The sequence below is a fragment of the Lutibacter maritimus genome, assembly GCF_900116115.1.
GTDB lineage: Bacteria > Bacteroidota > Bacteroidia > Flavobacteriales > Flavobacteriaceae > Lutibacter > Lutibacter maritimus.
Map to the genome: position 1 here is coordinate 24,991 of NZ_FOZP01000005.1, position 21,538 is coordinate 46,528.

Genomic DNA, 21,538 nt, shown 5'->3' on the forward strand with positions numbered 1-21,538 from the left:
AAATGAATTATTTAAATAAAATTATAACCATTGTATTGGTTACTTGCATAACAAGTATAACTGTTAAAGCACAAGTTTTAGATAAATCTTGGGATAAAATTACAGACTTGGATGAAGGAGCTTGGTTTGGAACTCAAGAGGCTAAAGATATTGCTGAAAATGTATTGTTATATCAAAGAGATATTGGCGGATGGCCAAAAAATATTCAAATGCAAAACCCTTTGACTAAAGAACAAATAAAAGAGCTAAAACTTTTAAAAAGTGATGATCATAATGTTACAACAGATAATGGTGCAACGTATAATGAGATGGTTTTTCTTTCTAAAATGTTCAGACAAGTGCCAGATGAACGCTATAAAACTGCGTTTTTAAAAGGCTTAAATTATATTTTAGAAGCACAATATGAAAGTGGAGGTTGGCCTCAATTTTATCCTTTAAAAAAAGGATATTATACACATATAACATTTAATGATGATTCTATGGTAAACATTTTAAATGTGCTGAAAGAAATTAAAGATAAAACTAATTTCTTTTCAATTCAGCCATCTGAAGATGTTATAGAAAAAGTAAAAGTAGCATTTAATAAGGGAATTGATTGTATAATAAAAACACAATACAAACAAAATGGTGTTTTAACAAGTTGGTGTGCGCAACACGATGAAAAAACATTTTTACCGGCGAAAGCTAGAGCTTATGAATTACCTTCATTAAGTGGTAAAGAATCTGCAAAAATTGTATTGTTATTAATGGAAATAGAAAATCCATCAAATGAAATTATTACAGCAGTTAACAGCGCTGTGGCTTGGTTTGAAAAAGTTAAAATTACAGGACTTAGAGAGGATAGAACGTATAATGATAAAGGAAAAGTTATTGATAAAAAAATGGTTGAAGATGAAAATGCACCTGCCATTTGGGCTCGTTTTATGGAGTTAGAGGACAATACTCCATTTTTTTGTGATAGAGATGGAGTAAAAAAACGAACCTTGGCCGAAATTGGTTCAGAAAGAAGAAATGGTTACGCTTGGTATACAGATCAACCAAAGGAAGTACTTAAAAAGTATCCAAAATGGATTAAAAAAAATAAAATTCTTTCAACTGTACAAACAGTAGTAAAAAAAAAACAATAAACGAATATAATGTTGTTGTATCAAAAGATGGAAATGGCGATTATAAAACAATTCAAGAGGCTATAAATGCTTCAAAAGCTTTTCCTTACAAAAGAGTTATTATAAATATTAAAAATGGTATTTATAATGAAAAAGTTCACATATATTCTTGGAATACAAAAGTTTCATTAATTGGTGAAAGTAAAGAAAATACAATTATTTCATTTGATGATTATTTCAAGAAAATTAATTTTGGTAGAAATAGTACTTTTCATACATCAACGGTTTTGGTTGAAGGCAATGATTTTATAGCGAAAAATTTAACAATTGAAAATTCGGCTGGTGAAGTTGGACAAGCTGTAGCTTTAACTGTAAATGCTAATAGAGCTTTATTTGAAAATTGTTCATTTTTAGGTTTTCAAGACACGCTTTATTTAACTGGTGAAGGGTTTAAACAATATTTTAAGAACTGTTATATTGAAGGAAGTACCGATTTTATTTTTGGAGAAGCAACTGTTTTATTTGAAAATTGTAAAATACACAGTAAAGCCAATTCGTATATAACTGCAGCTTCAACTCCAAATAATATTGAATTTGGTTTTGTGTTTAAAAATTGTGAATTAACTGCAAATAAAGATGTTACACAAGTTTATTTGGGACGACCTTGGCGAAAATATGCTAAAACTGTATTTATTAATTGTGAAATGGGCAAACATATAAAACCTGAAGGCTGGCATAATTGGTCTAATGTTGAAGCTGAAAAAACAACATTTTATGCTGAATATTTGTCAACTGGTGAAGGAGCAAATTCTGAAAATAGAGTTGTATGGTCTTATCAATTAAAAAAATCAAAAGCTAAAAAGTATACACATAAAAATATACTAGGATCTCAATTTAACGATTTAAATAAAAACTGGTATTCAATCACAAACTAATTTAAATTAGTGTAAATTCAAAAAACAACAATAAAATAACTTGCAGTAAATTAAAAATTTAAAAAATATGAGAATTAAAAGCATTTTTGTAGTTACAATATTACTTTTAGTTATAAGTAGTTCGGCAGCTCAACAAATTACAATTTATACCATTGGAGATTCTACAATGGCAAATAAACCAAACCCCGAAGAAAACCCAGAAAGAGGGTGGGCACAAATGTTGCCAAATTTTTTTAGTAAAAATGTTAAAATTATTAATAAAGCTGTAAATGGTAGAAGTACAAAGAGTTTTATAGAAGAAAACCGTTGGGAAAATGTATATGATTCTTTAAAAAAAGGCGATTATGTATTTATTCAATTTGGGCATAATGATCAAAAAGTGAATGATCCAAAACGATATACAAATCCGCATACTGCATATAGATATAATTTAAAAAAATTTGTTGAAGAAACATTAAAAAAAGGAGCCTACCCAGTGTTGTTTTCATCAATTGCAAGAAGAAATTTTAATGAAGAAGGAACTTTGGTTGATTCACATGGTGCTTATCCCATGGAAGCCAGATTGGTTGCTGATGAAATGAATATTCCTTTTATAGATTTGCAATATTTATCTGAAAAATTAGAAGAATCGTATGGAGTTGAAGAATCAAAAAAATTACATTTACATTATCTGCCAGGAGAATTGCCTTATTATAAAGATGGTAAAAATGATGATACACATCTTTCGGTAATTGGAGCTACAGAAATAGCTAAATTGGTGGTTAATCAAATTAAATTATTAAATCTTAAAATAAAAAATGAAATCAAATTTTAAAATAGTAGAATTTTTATGGTTAATTTTTAATTTAGGGAATATAGGTTTGTTTTATGCTCAAAATCAGACAATTCCACTTTGGTCAGGTGAAATTCCAAATGCTAAAATAGTAACAAATTACAATGAAATTAAAGTATTTAAAGATTCAATATTTTATAGTACAAGTAATGTAACTTTGCCAACAATATCAGTTTTTTTACCTAAAGAAGTAAAATCAAACGGAACATCAATAGTTATTTGTCCAGGAGGAGGTTATTCTCATTTAGCTATCGATAAAGAAGGTTTTAAAGTGGCTAAATGGTTAAATAAATTAGGTATTACAGCATTTGTTTTAAAATATAGATTACCAAATGATTTAATAATGAAAAACAAGATTGTTGGTCCTTTACAAGATGCACAAGAAGCAATTCGCTATGTGAGAAGAAATGCAATAAAATGGAATTTAAACAGTGAAAAAATTGGTATCATGGGTTTTTCGGCAGGTGGTCATTTAGCTTCAACACTTTCAACTCATTATATGGATAAGGTTTATGATGTTACTGATACGGTAAGTGCAAAACCTAATTTTTCAATTTTAATTTATCCGGTAATTTCAATGAACTCTAAAATTACTCACAAAGGTTCTAGAAACAATTTATTAGGTGAAAAACCTACGAATGCACTAATTGAAAAATACTCAAATGAATTACAAGTGAATTCAAATACGCCTAAAACTTTTTTAATTCATGCAACTGATGACAAGGTAGTTCCAGTTGAAAATAGTATAAATTATTACTTAGCACTTAAAAATAATCAGGTTTCGGCAGAATTACATTTATTTGAAAATGGAGGTCATGGCTTTGGCTTGGGTGTTGAAGAAACCTCAAAAGGTTGGACAACTTTATTACAAAATTGGCTTGTATTTAATAATTTGTAATCTATATAATATTAAAAAAAATAGTTTTTTACTAATTTTTGTTTTTGGTGAATAAAATTTGAATGCAATAAGCTAAGTTCAATGGTTTTTTAAATGTAAAGATAACGCTTTAAATAGTTGAATATAGCTTAGAAATAATTTACCTTCGAAAACTGATTTAATTCTTAAAAATTATACAATGAAATTATCCAGCGCTTTACTTTTTATATTTTTAATATTTGTTCAATATTCCTTTTCACAAAATAGAATAGTTAAAGAATTAGATTCAAATTGGAAATTTCAAAAAGGAGATTTTCAAAATGCTAATGCAATTAATTTTGATGATTCAAAATGGGAAACCGTCACAGTTCCTCATGATTGGGCTATAAAAGGACCTTTTAATAAAGAAATTGATAAACAAACTGTTGCAATTGTTCAAAATGGTGAAGAGGTGGCATCAGAAAAAACTGGTAGAACAGGTTCTTTACCTCATATTGGTACAGCGTGGTATCGTAATAAATTTACAGTTCCAACTTATAAAAAAGGCAAAAAAGTAATTTTGTTGTTTGAAGGCGCTATGAGTGAGCCTCAAATTTATGTAAACGGTAAAAAAGTAGGAGAGTGGGCTTATGGGTATAGTTATTTTTATTTTGATGTTTCAGATTTTGTAACTGAAGGTGAAAATACCCTAGCTGTTCAATTAACAAATAAAGCGTTTGCTTCGCGCTGGTATCCTGGTGCTGGATTGTACAGAAAAGTAAGTGTTATTGTTAAAAATAAAGAAAGTGTCAACCAATGGGGAACGTTTATAACCACTCCATTTATTTCTGATACTGAAGCTAAAGTGAATATTAAAACCAAAACTTCAGGAGAAAATACGCATTTAGTAACAACTATTTTTGATGCTGAAGGAAATCAATTGGAAACTAATAAAACAACTGAACAATTTGGTCATGAATTTGAGCAAAATATAAAAGTTGAAAATCCTAAATTGTGGAGTCCTGAATCGCCGTATTTGTATACTGCCAAAACGGAACTTTATGTGGGTAATGAATTAAAAGATGAAGTTTCAACCCGTTTTGGAATTAGAGAAATAAAATACGAGGCTGCAACTGGTTTTAGTTTAAACGGCAAAGTAACCAAATTTAAAGGTGTTTGTTTACATCACGATCTTGGTCCATTAGGTGCAGCGGTTAACAAAGCTGCATTAAGAAGACAGTTAACTATTTTAAAGGATATGGGTTGCAATGCTGTTAGAAGCTCACACAATATGCCATCTATAGAACAATTAGAATTGTGCGATGAAATGGGCTTTTTGTTTTTAGCTGAAAGTTTTGACGAATGGAAAAAACCAAAAGTTGAAAACGGATATCATCGTTTTTTTGATGAATATGCTGAAAAAGATATTGTAAATTTAGTACAAGCAACTAGAAATCATCCATCAATTGTAATGTGGAGTTCTGGAAATGAAGTGCCTGATCAATGGGGAGCTGAAGGTGTAAAACGCGCAAAATGGTTACAAGATATTTTTCACAGAGAAGATCCAACAAGGCCAGTAACGGTTGGTATGGATCAGGTTAAAGCAGTTATGGAATCAGGTTTTGGCGCATTGTTAGATGTTCCAGGATTAAATTATAGAGTGCATTTATATGAAGAAGCTTTTGAAAAATTTCCTCAAGGATTTATTTTAGGATCTGAAACTGCTTCAACAGTGAGTTCAAGAGGAATTTATAAATTTCCTGTTGTTCAAGAAAAAATGAAACAATATGATGATTTTCAAAGCTCATCCTACGATTTGGAAGCATGCAGCTGGTCTAACGTTCCAGATGAAGATTTTGTTTTACAAGATGATAAACCTTGGGTAATTGGAGAATTTGTTTGGACTGGATTTGATTATTTGGGTGAACCAACACCTTATGATGAAATGTGGCCATCACGTAGTTCTTATTTTGGAATTTCAGATTTAGCAGGTTTGCCAAAAGATCGTTTTTATTTGTATAGAAGTAGATGGAATACAAAAGATGAAACGTTACATATTTTACCACATTGGAATTGGGAAGGTAGAGAAGGAGAAGTAACGCCAGTTTTTGTGTACACAAATTATAATAGTGCAGAGCTTTTTGTAAATGGTAAAAGTATGGGTGTTCAAAAAAAGAATAATGCCACACCACAAAACAGATACAGATTAATGTGGATGGATGTAAAATATGAGCCAGGAACTTTAAAAGTTATTGCATTTGATGAAAATGGAAATCCTGCTGCAGAAAAAGAACTAAAAACTGCGGAAAAACCTTATAAAATTGTATTAAATCCAGATAAAAAAACTTTAAAAGCGGATGGAAAAGATTTATCATACGTTGAAGTTTCTGTTGTTGATAAATTTGGAAATTTTTGTCCAAAAGCCACCAATCAATTAAAATTTAAAGTAACAGGAAACGGATCATTTAAAGTAGCCTGTAATGGAGATGCTACATCTTTGGAGTTATTTCATTTACCAACAATGAAATTATTTAGCGGGAAATTGGTAGTCACTGTGGAATCAACAACTAAAGTAGGTGAAATACAACTTGAAGTAACAGGTAAAGGATTGAAAAAAGGAAAATTAAATTTAACCTCAGTAGATTAATTTTTAAGTATGAGTGAGAAGCCTTTTCAATTTAAACAGTTTATAATTCATCAAGATAAAACTGCTATGAAAGTTGGTACCGATGGTGTTTTATTAGGTGCTTGGGCAGAAATTAAATTAGATGTTTTTAGTATTTTAGATATTGGCGCTGGAACCGGTTTAATTGCTTTAATAATGGCGCAAAGAAGCAATGCTGAAGTTATTGATGCCGTAGAGCTAAATGATGATGCGTATGAGCAAACCGTTAATAATTTTGAATTGAGTGATTGGGGAGATCGATTATTTTGTTATCATGCATCTTTACAAGAATTTACTAATGAAATTGATGATACATACGATTTAATAATTTCTAATCCTCCATTTTATACATCAACATATAAAGATTTACCGGAAGATAGAGCCATGGCACGTCATTCAGAAAGTTTATCATATTCAGATTTATTAAGTGGCACAGCTAAATTATTATCTGAAATTGGAAGTTGCGCATTTATAATTCCATATACAGAAGAGGAAAATTTTATAGAGATAGCTAAATCAAATAAATTATTTATCAATAGAATTACCAGAGTGAAAGGAACTAATGAGGCTCTAATAAAAAGAAGTTTGTTGCAATTTTCATTTGTTGAAAAACCTATTTTAACAAATGAATTAGTTATTGAGATTGAACGTCATTTATATACAAATGACTATAAAAAACTAGTGCAAGATTTTTATATTAAAATGTAAACTTACCCATTTACATTTTCAGGATTATAACCTAAATACGCAACTTTTTTTTCAGTAAAAATAATACCATTTTCTTCAAGTTCTTTTAAAATTGGCTCATAAATTTCTTTTTTAATTGGTAACTGTACCCCTGGAGTATTAATTTCACCATTTAATATTTTTAAAGTTGCAATTGCAACAGGTAAACCAACAGTTTTAGCCATTGCAGTATAAATTTGGTTATCTCCTATGCAAACCATACTACTTACAATTTGATGTTTTTCATTATTTAGTTCATATCCAAAAAGATGTTGCATAACTATCATGTCTTTATCATCTTCCTTTAGAGTCCAACTATCGCTTAATATTTTTTCTAAAATTTGAGCAGGCGTAGCATTTTTTAATCCAACTTTTTTATTTTTATTGAAGATATCAAGTTCTACTAATTTTTCCCAAATAATATCATCTTGATCAATTTTTAAATAGTGGCGTAATTTTAATTCTACAGAATCATTAGGATTGTAGGCTAAAAAAGAGTTGGTGAAATCGCGATAACTCATGTGTTCAGAATTTTCCATTGTATAGCTGTCATCGGTCATTCCTAATTGTACAAAAACATTCCAAGCTCTTGAAAATCCTACACGTCTAATAGTACCTCTGTATAAAGTTAAAATAGTGTCTAAACCATAAACTTCCTTATATTTTAGTGAATCTCGGTTTGCGTATCCTTCAAATTTTCCATAGCCATCTATTTTTAAGATTTCGGTTCTTCTAAAGAGTTTGTGATAAGGAATATACTTGTAAGAACCTTCTTGTAAAAATTGTGCAGCACCACCTTGTCCAGCCAACACAACATTTCTTGGATTCCAAGTAAATTTATAATTCCATAAGTTATTATCACTTTCTGGAGCTACTAAACCACCTGTAAAAGATTCAAAAAGAATTATTTTTCCTCCTTTGGCTCTAATTGCATCTAAAACTTTCATGGCGCTCATATGATCAATACCCGGATCTAATCCAATTTCATTCATAAAAATTAGATTTTTTGTAATGGCTTCTTCATTTAAGGCTTTCATTTCATTTGAAATATAAGAAGCAGTTACCATGTTTTTTTTAAATTTAAGGCAGTCTTTAGCTATATTTAAATGTAAATGAGCAGGAAGCATAGAAACAACAATATCTGCGTTTTCAATTGCTATTGTTCTTTCATTGTCATTAAAAATATTTAAAGCAATTGCATTTCCATTCGCATGGTTTTTAATTTTATCTTTAGCTAATTTTAATGAAACATCTGCTACGGTAATTTTTAAATTTTCAGTAAATGATTTTTCAAGTAAATAGGTAATTAATGATGATGAAGATCTGCCGGCTCCAATAACCAAAATGTTTCTCATTTTAAATTTTTTTAAATGGGGTTTGATTAAATGAAAATAGATGTAAGTAACTTATTAATGTTAAAAAAATATTAATTATTTTCTTCATTTATATCATCTAAAATTTTTTTTGCTTTATCAAAATCTGCAGCATCCACTTTTAGTTTATACCCTTCAACAAAAGCAGTTCCAATTGTTGTAGCAATATTCTCATCAATAATATATGAGTCAATATCGTAATTGGCTAACAATGTTTTTGCAATATGAACTTCGTGAATTAAACTAGCAGTTAAAAGCGTAACTAAACTATCTGAATTATTTTCCATATTTTTGATTTTTTATTAAATATACAAAATAGATAATTATTTTTTCTTAATAAATTTATAATTTATGAATATGAATAAATATTTAGCAATTTCAGCATTTCTAGGAGCCATTACAATTGTTTTAGGCGCTTTTGGCGCACATGCTTTAAAAGATATTTTATCAGCAAATCAGCTAACAAGTTTTGAAACTGCTGTGCGCTACCAAATGTACCATGTAATTGTGTTGCTATTTGTAAATATATATAATGGTTTTAGCGAAAAACAAAAACATAGAATTAGCACCTTATTTATTATAGGAATTTTATTTTTTTCAGGATCAATATATGCAATTACTTTAGGTGTGAGTGCAAAAGCAATTTGGTTTATTACTCCATTTGGTGGTTTAATATTAATTTTAGGTTGGTTATTAATGGGAATGTATTTTTTTATTAATAATAAAAATGTTATTAAATAAGAAAAAAAGGAAAACGATTTCGCAAATAAATCACATTTAGTTTTTATAGTTAATATTTTGATATTTAGCGGTTTAAACTATGAAAACGTTTTAGTAAATAGTTGTTTTTTACTGATAAATGTCATAAACGTACGAAGCTATTAATGGTAAATTTGTTAAAGAAAATTAAATAAAAGATTACTAATACATAATTAAAACAGTGAATATGAAAAACATTAAAATTATTCAGGAATTACACAATCTAGGAATTACAGGATATCACGAAGTAGTTTATAATCCTTCTTATGAAGAATTGTATCAGGCAGAAACTTCTATACACAGAAAAGGTTTTGAAAAAGGTGCCGATACAGATACAGGTGCAGTTGCTGTTAAAACAGGTGTTTTTACAGGGCGTTCTCCTAAAGATAGATACATTGTAAAAGATGATATCACCAAAGATACTATTGATTGGAATTCTGTAAATGTAGCAACTACCAACGAAATTTATCAAGATTTGAAAGGATTGGTTTTAAAACAACTTTCTACTTCAAAAAAATTATATGTAGTTGATGCATTTTGTGGATCTAATGAAGATACTCGTTTAAAAGTACGTTTTGTTATGGAAGTAGCTTGGCAAGCACACTTTGTAACTAATATGTTTATCAGACCTTCTGTTCACGAATTAGAAAATTTTGGAGAACCAGATTTTGTTGTAATGAATGGTTCAAAAACTGTGAATCCAAACTGGAAAGCTCAAGGATTAAATTCTGAAAATTTTGTTGTATTTAATTTAACTGAAAAAATTCAAATTATTGGAGGTACTTGGTATGGTGGTGAAATGAAAAAAGGTATGTTTGCTATGATGAACTACTACTTACCATTAAAAGGAATGGCTTCTATGCACTGTTCTGCAAATGTAGGTGAAAAAGGTGATGTTGCAGTATTCTTTGGTTTATCAGGAACGGGAAAAACTACACTTTCTGCCGATCCAAAACGTTATTTAATTGGTGATGATGAGCACGGTTGGGATGATAACGGAGTATTTAACTTTGAAGGTGGATGTTATGCAAAAGTAATTGACTTAAGTGAAGAAAATGAGCCAGATATTTGGAGAGCAATTAAAAGAGATGCTTTATTAGAAAATGTTGTTGTTAATGAGTATGGAGAAGTAGATTACTACGATCATTCAATTACAGAAAACTCAAGAGTATCTTACCCAATTTATAACATTAATAAAATTGTATTGCCATCAAAAGCTGGTCATGCAAGTAAAATTATTTACTTATCAGCTGATGCATTTGGAGTATTGCCTCCAGTTTCAGTTTTAGATGATGCACAAGCACAATACCATTTCTTATGTGGATTTACATCTAAATTAGCTGGTACTGAAAGAGGAATTACAGAACCTCAACCATCATTCTCACCTGCATTTGGTGAAGCATTCTTAACTTTAAAACCAACAATGTACTCTTCTACATTAGTTGCTAAAATGAAAGAACACAATGCAAAAGCTTACTTAGTGAACACAGGATGGAACGGAACAGGAAAAAGAATTTCATTAAAAGATACACGCGCAATTATTGATGCAATTTTAGATGGATCTATTGAACAAGCTGAAACTGTTAAAATTCCTTACTTAAATTTAACAGCTCCAAAAGCTTTACCTCAAGTAAACGATATTTTAGACCCAAGAAACACTTATAGTGATGTGAAAGAATGGGAAGAGAAAGCTAAAAAATTAGCTGCATTATATATCAAAAACTTTGAACAATATTGCGATACTGAAGAAGGGAAAGCATTGGTCCCTGCTGGACCACAATTATAAGAAACAATTTTTATAAAAAGAAAAAGCCTCCAATTTGGGGGCTTTTTCTTTTTATAAAAATAAATAAAAATGTATCTTTCAAACCTAATAAAAAAAAGAATCAATGAAATTTATAAGTAATTCAATAAATAGGTTTATCAACCTAGAAACATCTTCTAGTATTATATTATTTGTAGTATCAATAGTAGCAGTTATTTGGGCAAATTCATCTTTTGGATACTTGTATGAAGAACTTTGGAACCGAGAGTTTACAATTGGATTTGCAAATACAAATTTTCATTTAGCGAAGCCTTTAATTTTATGGATTAATGATGGTTTAATGGCTATTTTCTTTTTTGTAATTGGTTTAGAGGTAAAACGTGAAATTTTAGAAGGTGAACTTACAACTATACGAAAAGCTTCGTTACCAATTTTTGCCGCAATAGGAGGTATGTTATTTCCAGTATTAATTTTTTCTGGTTTAAATTTTGGTAAAATTGGAGCTGAAGGTTGGGGTATACCAATGGCAACCGATATCGCCTTTACTTTAGGAATATTAAAATTATTAGGAAAAAGAGTCCCTATTGGATTAAAAATATTTTTAACTGCTTTTGCAATTGTTGATGATATTGGAGCGGTATTAGTAATTGCCATTTTTTACAGTACTAATATTCAGTGGGATTTAATTATGTATGCAATGTTATTGTTTGGAGTTGTTATATTTTTAAGTTATAAGCAAGTATATTCCAAGTATTTTTATTTTGTTATAGGTTTCATTGTTTGGTTACTATTTTTAAAATCGGGTGTGCATCCAACAATTGCTGGTATTTTAATGGCATTTACAATTCCAATTCAAAGAAAAGTAGATTGTATGTCTTACTTTAAATCTGTTACAAATGAACTTAATTTTTTTAAAGAAAATAGCACTCCATCAAATACGCTAATGAGTAAACAACAAATTGAGGCTGTTGGCAATATTGAAAACTTAACAGAAGAAGTTTATTCTCCACTACAACAATTAGAGCATAATTTACATGGATGGGTTTCATATATTATTATGCCAATTTTTGCACTAGCTAATGCTGGTGTTATTTTAAGTTTTGATGGTTTAGGAAACGCAAGTCATATTACTGCAAATATAGCTTTAGCTTTGGTTTTAGGGAATACTATTGGTATTATTACCATGTCTTTAATTGGAATTAAATTAAAATTAGCCGATTTACCTGATGGTGTAAATTATAAACAACTGATAGGTGTTAGTTTTCTGGGTGGATTAGGTTTTACAATGTCGTTATTCATTGCCAATCTTGCATATAATGATGTAGCATTAGTAACTGCTGCAAAAATGGGAGTTATTATCGGATCCTTAGTTGCCGGAATTTTGGGTTATTTAATATTAAAATTTAGTTTAAAAGAAAAAATAGTTATAAAATAGTAATTGAATTATTATAAATAAAAAAAGTAGTATCGGTTTATGATACTACTTTTTTTATGGTTATTTTTTAATAAAATTATCTTTTCAATTTCTTTTTAACTTCAACTTCTTGATAAGCTTCTATAATATCACCAACTTCAATATCATTATAGTTTTTAATTTGAAGTCCACAATCATAACCTTTAGCAACTTCTTTAGCATCATCTTTAAAACGTTTTAATGATGATAACTCTCCTGAGTGTACAACAACACTATCTCTAATAATTCTAATTTTAGAATTTCTATATATTTTTCCACTAGTTACCATACAACCAGCAATATTACCAACTTTAGAAATTTTATAAACTTCTCTAATTTCAACATTACCAGTAACTTCTTCTTTCAACTCTGGAGATAACATACCTTCCATTGCGTCTCTAAGGTCGTTAATTGCATCATAAATAATAGAGTAAGTTCTTACATCAATTTCTTCATTATCGGCTAAAATTCTAGCATTTCCTGAAGGTCTTACGTTAAATCCAACAATAATAGCATCAGATGCTGAAGCTAACAATACATCAGATTCTGTAATTGCACCAACTCCTTTGTGAATTATATTTACTTGAATTTCTCCAGTTGATAGTTTTTGGAACGAATCAGTTAATGCTTCAACAGAACCATCCACATCACCTTTTAAGATAATATTTAATTCTTTAAAGTCTCCTAATGCAATTCTTCGTCCAATTTCATCTAAAGTAATATGACGTTGTGTTCTAACAGATTGTTCACGTTGTAATTGAGATCTCTTTGAAGCAATTTGTTTTGCTTCTTTTTCATCTTCAAAAATATGGAATTTATCACCTGCCTGAGGAGCTCCATCTAAACCTAGTATTGATACTGGTGTTGATGGTCCTGCTTCTTTCATATTTTTACCTCTTTCATCAAACATAGCTTTTACTTTTCCGCTATGTTTACCAGCTAACATATAATCTCCAATTTTAAGAGTTCCTTCTTGTACTAAAATTGTTGAAACATATCCTCTACCTTTATCTAGCAAAGCTTCTACAACAGTACCAACGGCATGTTTATTAGGGTTTGCTTTTAAATCTAGCATTTCAGCTTCTAACAATACCTTTTCTAGTAATTCTTCAACACCTTGTCCTGTTTTTGCTGAAATTTCATGCGATTGTATTTTACCACCCCAATCTTCAACCAGCAAGTTCATTTGAGAAAGTTGTTCTTTAATTTTCTCAGGATTAGCAGCAGGTTTATCTACTTTGTTAATTGCAAATACAATTGGTACGCCAGCAGCTTGTGCGTGACTGATAGCTTCTTTTGTTTGAGGCATTACATCATCATCCGCAGCAATAACAATAATTACTAAATCGGTAACTTGAGCACCACGAGCACGCATTGCTGTAAATGCTTCGTGACCAGGAGTATCTAAAAATGCAATTTTTTGTCCGCTTTTTAATTCTACTCCATAAGCACCAATATGTTGTGTAATTCCTCCAGATTCACCGGCAATTACGTTTTCTTCTCTAATATAATCTAATAATGAAGTTTTACCGTGATCTACGTGACCCATTACTGTAATAATTGGAGCTCTTGGTTCTAATTCAGCTTCAGTATCAACATGTTCTTCAATAGATTCTTCTACTTCAGCACCTACAAAATCAACAGTATAATCAAATTCTTCTGCAACAATAGTTAATGTTTCAGCATCTAAACGTTGATTCATTGTAACCATCATTCCTAAAGACATACATGTAGAAATAATTTTAGTTACAGGAATGTCCATCATTGTTGCAATTTCACTTACAGTAACAAACTCTGTTACTTTTAAAATTTTGCTTTCTGCTTCTTGTTGTTCTAAATCTTTTTCAGATTGTTGACGGTGCATATCTCTTTTATCTCTACGATATTTAGCACCTTTTCCTTTTTTAGATTTTCCTTGAAGTTTTTCTAAAGTTTCGCGTACTTGTTTTTGTACATCTGCTTCAGATGGTTCTTCTTTTACAATAGGCTTTCTTCCACCACCACGTTGAGCGTTTCCACCTCTTGCACCAGCATTTCTGTTTTGGTCAGTTCCAGGGGTTCCTGGTTTTCTGTCATTTCCAAAAGGTGTTTTTTTAATTCTTCTACGTTTCTTTTTGTTAGCATCAGATGCAGCATCTCCTTCTTTTTTTGCAGCAGAATTTTGAGCTTGTGGTTCAGGTTTTTTCTTTTTAGGTCTTTCAAACTGTTTTAAATCGATAGTTTTTCCAGTAATTCTAGGACCTTCTAATTTTTTATATTTTGTCTCAATAGTTTGAGGCTCACTTGGTTCAATAACTTCTTCTACTTTCTTTTTGGTTTCTTGAACTTTTGGAGCAACATGTTGTTGCTTTTCTGGTTTTGTAAACTCTTTTTTAGGGAGAGAAGGAGTAGAAGCAACCGGAGTTTTTGGTTTTTCAGTTTCAGGAGCTTTACTAATTGTTTCGGTTTCTTTTTGTTTTTCCTCAACTATTGGAGCCTTCTCTTCAACTTTTTCAGGTTGAATTTTTACTTCCTCAATTTCTTTAGGTTTTGTTTCAGTAATTGGCTTTTCTTCTTCTTTTTCTTGAATTTTTTCTTGAATTGGTGGTGTTGAAATTATTTCCTTTTTAGGTTCAATATCAATTTTACCAACTGTTTTTAATTCAAGTTTATCAGCTTTTGCTTTAACAACAACTTTTTTAGCCTCTTCCTCAAGGCGTTGCTTTTCTTGCTTTTCTTCTAAAGCAATACGTAACGCTTCTTTTTCTTTTCGTTTTTCTTCACCTACTTCTTTAGAAGCAGCTTTTTTGCTTCTATCAGTTTGAAAACCATCCAATAATATTTCGTATTCTTCATTAGAAATTTTGGTTGTTGGTCTAGCTTCAATATCAAAGCCGTGACTTGTTAAATGCTCAACAGCCCTGTCTAATGAGATATTTAATTCTCGTAATACTTTGTTTAGTCTCAATGTTTTGTTGTCAGCCATATAGTTATTTTTTAGCCAATTATTTTGTGAAGTTTTAAAGGTTTTTAGTCTTCAAATTCTTCTCTTAATATTTTTTGAACCTCAATAATAGTTTCTTCTTCTAAATCGGTTCTACTTAAAAGTTCAGCTACATCTTTTTCAAGTACGCTACGCGCAGTATCTAAACCTATTTTTTTAAATTCTTGAATTACCCAAGCATCTATTTCATCAGAGAATTCTGTTAATTCAACATCATCTTCTGCTTCAACACCTTCTCTTTGAACATCTAGTTCATAACCTGTTAATTGAGAGGCTAATCGGATGTTTACACCATTCTTTCCAATTGCTTTTGAAACTTCTTCTGGTTGTAAAAATACATCAACTCTTCCTTTTTTGCCATCTTCTCTTCCTTCTTCTTCATGAATTTTCATTGAAGCTACTTTTGCAGGACTTAAAGCACGTGCAATATACAATTGGGTATTTTTTGTAAAATTAATTACATCAATATTTTCGTTTCCTAATTCACGAACAATTCCATGAATACGAGATCCTTTCATTCCAACACACGCTCCAACAGGATCAATTCTATCATCGTAAGAATCAACGGCTACTTTTGCTTTTTCACCAGGTATTCTTGCAACACCTTCAATAGTAATTAAACCATCAAATACTTCTGGAATTTCTTGTTCAAATAACTTTTCTAAAAATTGTGGTGATGTTCTTGAAAGAATTATAACAGGTTTGTTTCCTCGTAATTCAACAGTTTTTACAATTCCTCTTACTGAATCACCTTTTCTAAAATAGTCTGAACGTATTTGTTCGCTTTTTGGCAAAACTATTTCATTTCCATCATCATCCAACAAAATTACAGCATTATGACGAATATGATGTACTTCTGCGCTATAAAGATCGCCTTCTAAATCTTTAAAGTGTTTAAAAGTGTTTGTACTGTCATGTTCGTGAATTTTTGAAATTAGATTTTGACGTAAGGCTAAAATTGCTCTTCTCCCTAAGTCAATTAATTTAACTTCTTCCGAAACATCTTCACCAATTTCAAAATCTGGTTCAATTTTTCTAGCTTCGCTAAGCTCAATTTCTTCATTATCATCTTCCGACATACCATCAGCAACAACAACTCTGTTTCGCCAAATTTCTAAATCTCCTTTATCTGGATTTATAATAATATCAAAGTTATCATCTGATCCAAATTTTCTTTTTAAAGCTGCTCTAAAAACTTCTTCTAAAATTGCCATTAAGGTAACTCTATCAATATTTTTATCTCCTTTAAATTCTGAAAATGATTCAATTAATGCTAAATTTTCCATTCACTCTCTTTATTAAAATATTATTTTCACTTTTGCTTCTGCAATATCGTCAAATGATACTGTTGTTGTTTTTACTACGGTAATTTTTCCTTTACCAATAGGTTTTGGTTCTCGTGTTTTCCATTCTAACTCAATACCGCTAGGTAAAACTTTTTTAAGTATACCTTCAAGTTTTGAATTATCTTTTAACCTAATTGTTAATGTTCTGTTTATATTTTTTACAAACTGTCTGTTAACTTTAATAGGTTGTGCTACATCAGGTGTAGTTACTTCTAATGAGAAATCTTCTTCTTCTCTATCTAAATTATGTTCTACACCTCTACTAACTCTAATGCATTCATTTAGCGAAACTCCTTTATCACCATCAATTTCTACATAAATTTTATTTTCAGGTAAGAATTGAAGGTCAATTAAGAACAATTCACTATTTTCAGCAATAGCAATGTCTACTAAATTTTTAATTTTCTCTTTATCCATTTTTATAAAAAGAGGGGACTTATTGTCCCCTCCTTATCCTCTAAATCGTAATAATTCTGTGCAAATATAGTAACAATTTTTTAATTGATAAAAAATCATCCATATTATTAATTTAAAATTATTAACTTTACATTAAACGGAATAATATTAAATAGCTAATATGAAGAGTATTTTAGTCCCTGTAGATTTTTCAAAGCAAGCAGAATATGCTGCTAAAGTTGCATCGGTAATTGCCAAACAAACAAATGCAAAAATATTTTTATTGCATATGTTAGAGTTGCCTACTGGTATTATTGATCCAGCTAGTTTTGGATCAGCCAATAATTCTCCAACAGCTTTATTGTTTTTGAAAAGAGCTCATGAAAAATTTGAAGATTTTAAGAAATCATCTTTTTTAAAAGGTGTTAAAGTTGAAGATTCTGTACAATTTCATAAGGCATATGATGGAATTATTGACGAAAGTGTGAAACAAGGAGCTGATTTAATTGTTATGGGATCTAAAGGAGCTTCAGGTATTGAAGAAATGTTAGTTGGTTCTAATACTGAAAAAGTGGTTAGAAATTCTGAAATCCCTGTGTTAGTTGTTAAAGAAGATATTTCTAATTTTAAAATTGAAAATATTGTTTTTGCTTCAAACTTTAAATATGATAAAAGATCGGCATTTCAAAAAATATTGAATTTTGCGCAACTTTTTAATGCTAAATTACATTTATTAAAAATTAATACTATTCATAATTTTGAAACTACTAAAGATTCAAGTGATGCAATTCGTAATTTTATAAATGATTTTGATTTGGGTGATTTTTCACTAAACATATATAATGATGTTTCTATTGAGTTAGGAATTTTAAATTTCTCAAAGGTTATAGATGCAGATATTATTTTACTAAATACTCATGGAAGAAGAGGATTAGCTCATTTATTTAATGGAAGTATTGGTGAAGACTTAACAAATCATGCCAAGTTACCTGTGCTAACATTTAAATTATAAAAAGTAAAAAAAGGGAGATTTTAAAATCCCCTTTTTTTACTTTTTATAATTTATTGGATTTTATTTTAATTCTTTTGGAATCTCACACACTGGAATTGGATCCATTTTATGTTTGTTTGCTTTGTTGCGTTGTTTGTAAATTTTAAATACTTCTTTTTCTCTACTAGTAAAATCAGATTCTGTTTTGCCTAATTCATCTTGTATCATTGCCCATTCTAATTCGTCATAACTAGCACCAATTTGGTCTTCATCGGTTCTGCTATCACCAAATAATCCGTCGGTAGGTTGTGCAATTTGGATAGAGTTTGGAACATTTAAAAAGGCTGCAATTTTGTATACTTCAGACTTCATTAAATCGGCAATCGGACTTAAATCTACGCCGCCATCACCATATTTTGTGTAAAATCCAACACCAAAATCCTCTACTTTATTACCAGTTCCGGCAACTAAATAACCGTGTAAACCTGCCAAATAATACAATGTTGACATTCTTAAACGCGCACGTGTATTTGCTAAACTCATGGCAACAGTAGCTTCATTTTCAATTGTTGGAACAGCCTTTTTAAAATTATCAAAAGTTGTGGTTAAATTTATTTCAACAGATGCAACGTTATTAAAATTGTTTTTTAATTGAGTAATATGTTCTCTCCCTCTTGAAACCTGATTTTCGGCTTGGTGTATTGGCATTTCAACACATAATACAGGAAATCCAGTTTTTGCACAAAGTGTTGATGTTACTGCAGAATCAATTCCTCCAGAAATTCCAACAACAAATCCGTTTACTTTTGCATTTGTTGCATAATCTTTTAGCCAAGTAACAATATATTCAACAACTTTTTCAGTATTCATAATTAAACTTTTTTAGTAATTTTAGCGTTTTAAAAAAATAGAATGTAAATATAAAAATTAATGAATAAAATTTTTGGTATTATAGTTATAATATTCACAATTGTTTCTTGTAAAAATGATACAAAACCCTTTGTAGATGTATCTAATATTAATGTTGATGTGAAAATTGATAGGTTTGAACAGCAGTTTTATACAGAAAATGGCACTAATTTAGATAAGTTAAAAAATAAATATTCGTATTTATTTCCTGCTCAAAATCCAGATAGCATTTGGCTTCAAAAAATTAATGATAGTGAAGAGCAAATATTGTATAAAAAATCTCAAGAGGTTTTTAAAAATTTTGACGATGAAGAGGCTCAAATAGAAAACCTTTTTAAGCATATTACATATTATCATCCAACTTTTAAATCACCAAAAATAATTACGTTAATTACCAATTTAGATTATAATAATAAAATAATGTATGCAGATAGTTTATTGTTTATTTCATTAGATATGTATTTGGGTAAAAAGGATGAAGTTTACAAAGACTTTCCTGAATATTTATCTAAAAATTACGATAAATCTCAATTAATAGTAGACATTGCCAAAGCAATAAGCGAACGTTTTTTAATATCAAATAGAAATAGGCAATTTATTGATGAAATGATTAATGAAGGAAAAAAATTATATTTATTGGATAGTTATTTACCTGATGTTTCTGATGCTCAAAAAATTGGATATTCAAATGATGAAATAGAATGGGTTACTTTAAATGAAACCCAAATTTGGACCTATTTTATAGAAAATAATTTACTATATAGTGCTGATGATCAATTAAATAAACGCTTTATTGAAAATGCGCCATTCTCAAAATTTTATATAAATATTGATAAAGAATCGCCTGGAAGAGTAGGTGTTTGGCTTGGTTGGCAAATAGTGCGTTCTTATATGAATAATAATAATGTAACTTTGCAGCAACTTTTGCAAACAAATGCAAACGAAATTTTTAAAAAATCTAAATACAAACCAAAAAAGTAATGGCTGTAAAACAAACTTCAAAAATTGAATTTATTGTAGGATTAGATGAAAATAAAGTTCCAGAAAAATTAAATTGGACAGCCAATGATGGAGCTATTAAAAATGAAGAAGCAAAGGCTTTATTAATTGCTGTTTGGGATCATAAAGCTAAGGAAACTTTGCGTATGGATTTATGGACAAAAGATATGCCTGTTGATGAAATGAAACAATTTTTTCATCAAACTTTAGTCACTATGGCCGATACTTTTGAAACAGCTACCAATGATGCAAAAATGAGTGCAACTATGCGTGATTTTTGTGATTATTTTGCAGAAAAATTAGAACTTAAAAAAAACTAATTAGCAGTTTTAATTAAATCAATAATTTCTTTGTAATCAGTTGGGTTTGCAAGAAAATCTTTATCAGAAACATCAATAATTAATGTGTTTAAATTTTCTTCGGTATTTATAAAAGTGGCATATCCTTTATGAATTTTATCTAAATATTCTGGAGCAATATTTTGTTCATAATCACGACCTCTTTTTTTAATGTTCTCAATTAAACGTGGTGTGTTTTGGTATAAATAAATGTATAAATCTGGTTTAGAAATTTCTTTATACATAATATCAAACATTTTTCTGTATAAAAAATATTCTTCTTTTTGCAACGTAACTTGCGCAAAAATTAAGGATTTAAATATGTAATAATCAGATACGATAAAGTTTTTAAATAAATCAAATTGTGCCAAATCATCCGATAATTGTTGATATCTATCAGCCAAAAAACTCATTTCTAGCGGAAAAGCGTAACGTTCATTATCTTCATAAAATTTTGGTAAAAACGGATTGTCTGCAAAACGTTCTAAAACTATTTTAGCATTAAAATCTTCAGCAATCTTAGTAGCCAACGTAGTTTTTCCCGCGCCAATATTTCCTTCAATAGCTATGTAGTTATATTTTTCCGATAAACAAATTGGTCGGGTAAGTTTTAAGTCTAATTTTTCAATTGCACTTTCATCATCGCAATTGCTTAAGCAAACCTGAATGCGTTGTTTTTCAATAGGATGAATAAAATTTGGAGCTATTTCAGAAAGCGGAACCATCACAAATTTTCTTTTTAACATTTCTTTATGAGGTACCATTAATTCTTGAGAAATAATTATTTCAGTATCAAAAAGTAAAACATCAATATCTATAGTTCTAGCTTGGTAACCAGCTTCCGTTTTTCTATTTCTTCCTAACTCTAATTCAATTTTTTGAATAGCAATTAGTAAATTTTCTGGATTTAAACCAGTAGCAACTTGTATACATATATTATAAAATTCATCACTATTAAAACCCCAGGCAGCAGTTTTATAAACCGATGAAATTTTAACAACATTTCCAATTTTTTCAGCTACTAAATTAACTGCAAGCTGTAAATTTTCAGCTTTATTACCAAGGTTACTTCCCAGAGATAAATATGTAGTTCTAACTATTTGCAT

The 21,538-nt window shown here is 29.6% G+C and carries 19 protein-coding genes; 12 read left to right on the forward strand and 7 right to left on the reverse strand.

All coding sequences use genetic code 11. From position 1 onward, the window contains the following. Positions 1-2: 2 nt before the first annotated feature. From pelA to BM335_RS08925, 6 genes are all read left to right on the forward strand, one after another. The gene (gene pelA, locus BM335_RS15905; protein WP_245780650.1) at positions 3-1,127 is read left to right on the forward strand and encodes a pectate lyase; all 1,125 of its coding nucleotides are present in this window, start codon (positions 3-5) and stop codon (positions 1,125-1,127) included. A 62-nt stretch (positions 1,128-1,189) separates the two neighbouring features. After that, a complete protein-coding gene (locus tag BM335_RS15910; protein ID WP_245780657.1) occupies positions 1,190-2,041 on the forward strand; it encodes a pectinesterase family protein in 852 nt (283 codons plus the stop codon). A gap of 67 nt (positions 2,042-2,108) precedes the next feature. Then, positions 2,109-2,855 carry a rhamnogalacturonan acetylesterase gene (locus BM335_RS08910; RefSeq protein ID WP_090225674.1) on the forward strand — a complete coding sequence of 249 codons (747 nt, stop codon included), beginning with the start codon at positions 2,109-2,111 and terminating at the stop codon, positions 2,853-2,855. After that, positions 2,839-3,771, forward strand: a complete 933-nt coding sequence (locus BM335_RS08915) for an alpha/beta hydrolase (RefSeq protein ID WP_090225676.1) — start codon at positions 2,839-2,841, stop codon at positions 3,769-3,771. The genes BM335_RS08910 and BM335_RS08915 overlap by 17 nt, the downstream gene beginning before the upstream one ends. Positions 3,772-3,949: 178 nt before the next feature. Then, on the forward strand, positions 3,950-6,376 hold the full coding sequence (locus BM335_RS08920; protein ID WP_090225678.1) for a glycoside hydrolase family 2 TIM barrel-domain containing protein: 2,427 nt from the start codon (positions 3,950-3,952) through the stop codon (positions 6,374-6,376). Positions 6,377-6,385: 9 nt separating this feature from the next. Continuing rightward, positions 6,386-7,102, forward strand: coding sequence for a tRNA1(Val) (adenine(37)-N6)-methyltransferase (locus BM335_RS08925; protein WP_090225680.1), 717 nt, complete (start codon positions 6,386-6,388; stop codon positions 7,100-7,102). A gap of 2 nt (positions 7,103-7,104) precedes the next feature. On the opposite strand, the gene BM335_RS08930 is transcribed toward BM335_RS08925, so the two are convergent. After that, complete coding sequence (locus BM335_RS08930) at positions 7,105-8,475, reverse strand: saccharopine dehydrogenase family protein (protein ID WP_090225683.1); 1,371 nt, start codon at positions 8,473-8,475, stop codon at positions 7,105-7,107. A gap of 71 nt (positions 8,476-8,546) precedes the next feature. After that, positions 8,547-8,780 carry a putative signal transducing protein gene (locus BM335_RS08935; protein ID WP_090225686.1) on the reverse strand — a complete coding sequence of 78 codons (234 nt, stop codon included), beginning with the start codon at positions 8,778-8,780 and terminating at the stop codon, positions 8,547-8,549. A 70-nt stretch (positions 8,781-8,850) separates the two neighbouring features. On the opposite strand from BM335_RS08935, the gene BM335_RS08940 reads away from it, so the two are divergent. The 3 genes from BM335_RS08940 to nhaA all read left to right on the forward strand — a co-directional run bounded on the left by BM335_RS08940 (position 8,851) and on the right by nhaA (position 12,452). After that, positions 8,851-9,234 carry a DUF423 domain-containing protein gene (locus BM335_RS08940; RefSeq protein WP_090225688.1) on the forward strand — a complete coding sequence of 128 codons (384 nt, stop codon included), beginning with the start codon at positions 8,851-8,853 and terminating at the stop codon, positions 9,232-9,234. 205 nt (positions 9,235-9,439) lie between these two features. Beyond that, the gene (gene pckA / locus BM335_RS08945) at positions 9,440-11,038 is read left to right on the forward strand and encodes a phosphoenolpyruvate carboxykinase (ATP) (RefSeq protein WP_090225690.1); all 1,599 of its coding nucleotides are present in this window, start codon (positions 9,440-9,442) and stop codon (positions 11,036-11,038) included. 103 nt (positions 11,039-11,141) lie between these two features. After that, complete coding sequence (gene nhaA / locus BM335_RS08950) at positions 11,142-12,452, forward strand: Na+/H+ antiporter NhaA (protein ID WP_090225692.1); 1,311 nt, start codon at positions 11,142-11,144, stop codon at positions 12,450-12,452. Between the two features lie 76 nt (positions 12,453-12,528). Here the strand turns inward: nhaA and infB are convergent, their stop codons facing one another. Genes infB through rimP form a run of 3 tightly spaced genes read right to left on the reverse strand, consistent with a single transcriptional unit; the run spans position 12,529 to position 17,216 of the window. Then, positions 12,529-15,435 carry a translation initiation factor IF-2 gene (gene infB, locus BM335_RS08955; RefSeq protein WP_090225695.1) on the reverse strand — a complete coding sequence of 969 codons (2,907 nt, stop codon included), beginning with the start codon at positions 15,433-15,435 and terminating at the stop codon, positions 12,529-12,531. 44 nt (positions 15,436-15,479) lie between these two features. After that, entirely contained in the window at positions 15,480-16,739 is a 1,260-nt protein-coding gene (gene nusA, locus BM335_RS08960) for a transcription termination factor NusA (RefSeq protein ID WP_090225697.1), read from the reverse strand. A 12-nt stretch (positions 16,740-16,751) separates the two neighbouring features. Next, positions 16,752-17,216 (reverse strand): ribosome assembly cofactor RimP, encoded by a 465-nt coding sequence (gene rimP, locus BM335_RS08965; RefSeq protein ID WP_090225699.1) that lies wholly within the window; start codon positions 17,214-17,216, stop codon positions 16,752-16,754. Positions 17,217-17,376: 160 nt separating this feature from the next. Here rimP and BM335_RS08970 point away from each other — a divergent pair, with 160 nt between their 5' ends. Continuing rightward, positions 17,377-18,207: a universal stress protein gene (locus BM335_RS08970; RefSeq protein WP_090225702.1), complete on the forward strand. Its 831-nt coding sequence runs from the start codon at positions 17,377-17,379 to the stop codon at positions 18,205-18,207. 60 nt (positions 18,208-18,267) lie between these two features. Here BM335_RS08970 and nadE read toward each other — a convergent pair whose 3' ends face one another. Beyond that, complete coding sequence (gene nadE / locus BM335_RS08975; protein WP_090225703.1) at positions 18,268-19,056, reverse strand: NAD(+) synthase; 789 nt, start codon at positions 19,054-19,056, stop codon at positions 18,268-18,270. 60 nt (positions 19,057-19,116) lie between these two features. Here nadE and gldB point away from each other — a divergent pair, with 60 nt between their 5' ends. Beyond that, complete coding sequence (gldB, locus tag BM335_RS08980; protein WP_090225704.1) at positions 19,117-20,076, forward strand: gliding motility lipoprotein GldB; 960 nt, start codon at positions 19,117-19,119, stop codon at positions 20,074-20,076. Then, on the forward strand, positions 20,076-20,414 hold the full coding sequence (gene gldC / locus BM335_RS08985) for a gliding motility protein GldC (RefSeq protein WP_090225705.1): 339 nt from the start codon (positions 20,076-20,078) through the stop codon (positions 20,412-20,414). Before gldB ends, gldC begins: the two co-directional genes overlap by 1 nt. On the opposite strand, the gene folK is transcribed toward gldC, so the two are convergent. Continuing rightward, complete coding sequence (folK, locus tag BM335_RS08990; RefSeq protein WP_090225706.1) at positions 20,411-21,538, reverse strand: 2-amino-4-hydroxy-6-hydroxymethyldihydropteridine diphosphokinase; 1,128 nt, start codon at positions 21,536-21,538, stop codon at positions 20,411-20,413. The two genes, gldC and folK, sit on opposite strands and share 4 nt — an antisense overlap.

Bases quoted from the DNA above. Each gene is read 5' to 3' on its own strand.
- pelA (WP_245780650.1), top strand. From the start codon at position 3: ATGAATTATTTAAATAAAATTATAACCATTGTATTGGTTACTTGCATA.
- BM335_RS08910 (WP_090225674.1), top strand. From the start codon at position 2,109: ATGAGAATTAAAAGCATTTTTGTAGTTACAATATTACTTTTAGTTATA.
- BM335_RS08915 (WP_090225676.1), top strand. From the start codon at position 2,839: ATGAAATCAAATTTTAAAATAGTAGAATTTTTATGGTTAATTTTTAAT.
- BM335_RS08920 (WP_090225678.1), top strand. From the start codon at position 3,950: ATGAAATTATCCAGCGCTTTACTTTTTATATTTTTAATATTTGTTCAA.
- BM335_RS08925 (WP_090225680.1), top strand. From the start codon at position 6,386: ATGAGTGAGAAGCCTTTTCAATTTAAACAGTTTATAATTCATCAAGAT.
- BM335_RS08930 (WP_090225683.1), bottom strand. From the start codon at position 8,475: ATGAGAAACATTTTGGTTATTGGAGCCGGCAGATCTTCATCATCATTA.
- BM335_RS08935 (WP_090225686.1), bottom strand. From the start codon at position 8,780: ATGGAAAATAATTCAGATAGTTTAGTTACGCTTTTAACTGCTAGTTTA.
- BM335_RS08940 (WP_090225688.1), top strand. From the start codon at position 8,851: ATGAATAAATATTTAGCAATTTCAGCATTTCTAGGAGCCATTACAATT.
- pckA (WP_090225690.1), top strand. From the start codon at position 9,440: ATGAAAAACATTAAAATTATTCAGGAATTACACAATCTAGGAATTACA.
- nhaA (WP_090225692.1), top strand. From the start codon at position 11,142: ATGAAATTTATAAGTAATTCAATAAATAGGTTTATCAACCTAGAAACA.
- infB (WP_090225695.1), bottom strand. From the start codon at position 15,435: ATGGCTGACAACAAAACATTGAGACTAAACAAAGTATTACGAGAATTA.
- nusA (WP_090225697.1), bottom strand. From the start codon at position 16,739: ATGGAAAATTTAGCATTAATTGAATCATTTTCAGAATTTAAAGGAGAT.
- rimP (WP_090225699.1), bottom strand. From the start codon at position 17,216: ATGGATAAAGAGAAAATTAAAAATTTAGTAGACATTGCTATTGCTGAA.
- BM335_RS08970 (WP_090225702.1), top strand. From the start codon at position 17,377: ATGAAGAGTATTTTAGTCCCTGTAGATTTTTCAAAGCAAGCAGAATAT.
- nadE (WP_090225703.1), bottom strand. From the start codon at position 19,056: ATGAATACTGAAAAAGTTGTTGAATATATTGTTACTTGGCTAAAAGAT.
- gldB (WP_090225704.1), top strand. From the start codon at position 19,117: ATGAATAAAATTTTTGGTATTATAGTTATAATATTCACAATTGTTTCT.
- gldC (WP_090225705.1), top strand. From the start codon at position 20,076: ATGGCTGTAAAACAAACTTCAAAAATTGAATTTATTGTAGGATTAGAT.
- folK (WP_090225706.1), bottom strand. From the start codon at position 21,538: ATGCAAATAGTTAGAACTACATATTTATCTCTGGGAAGTAACCTTGGT.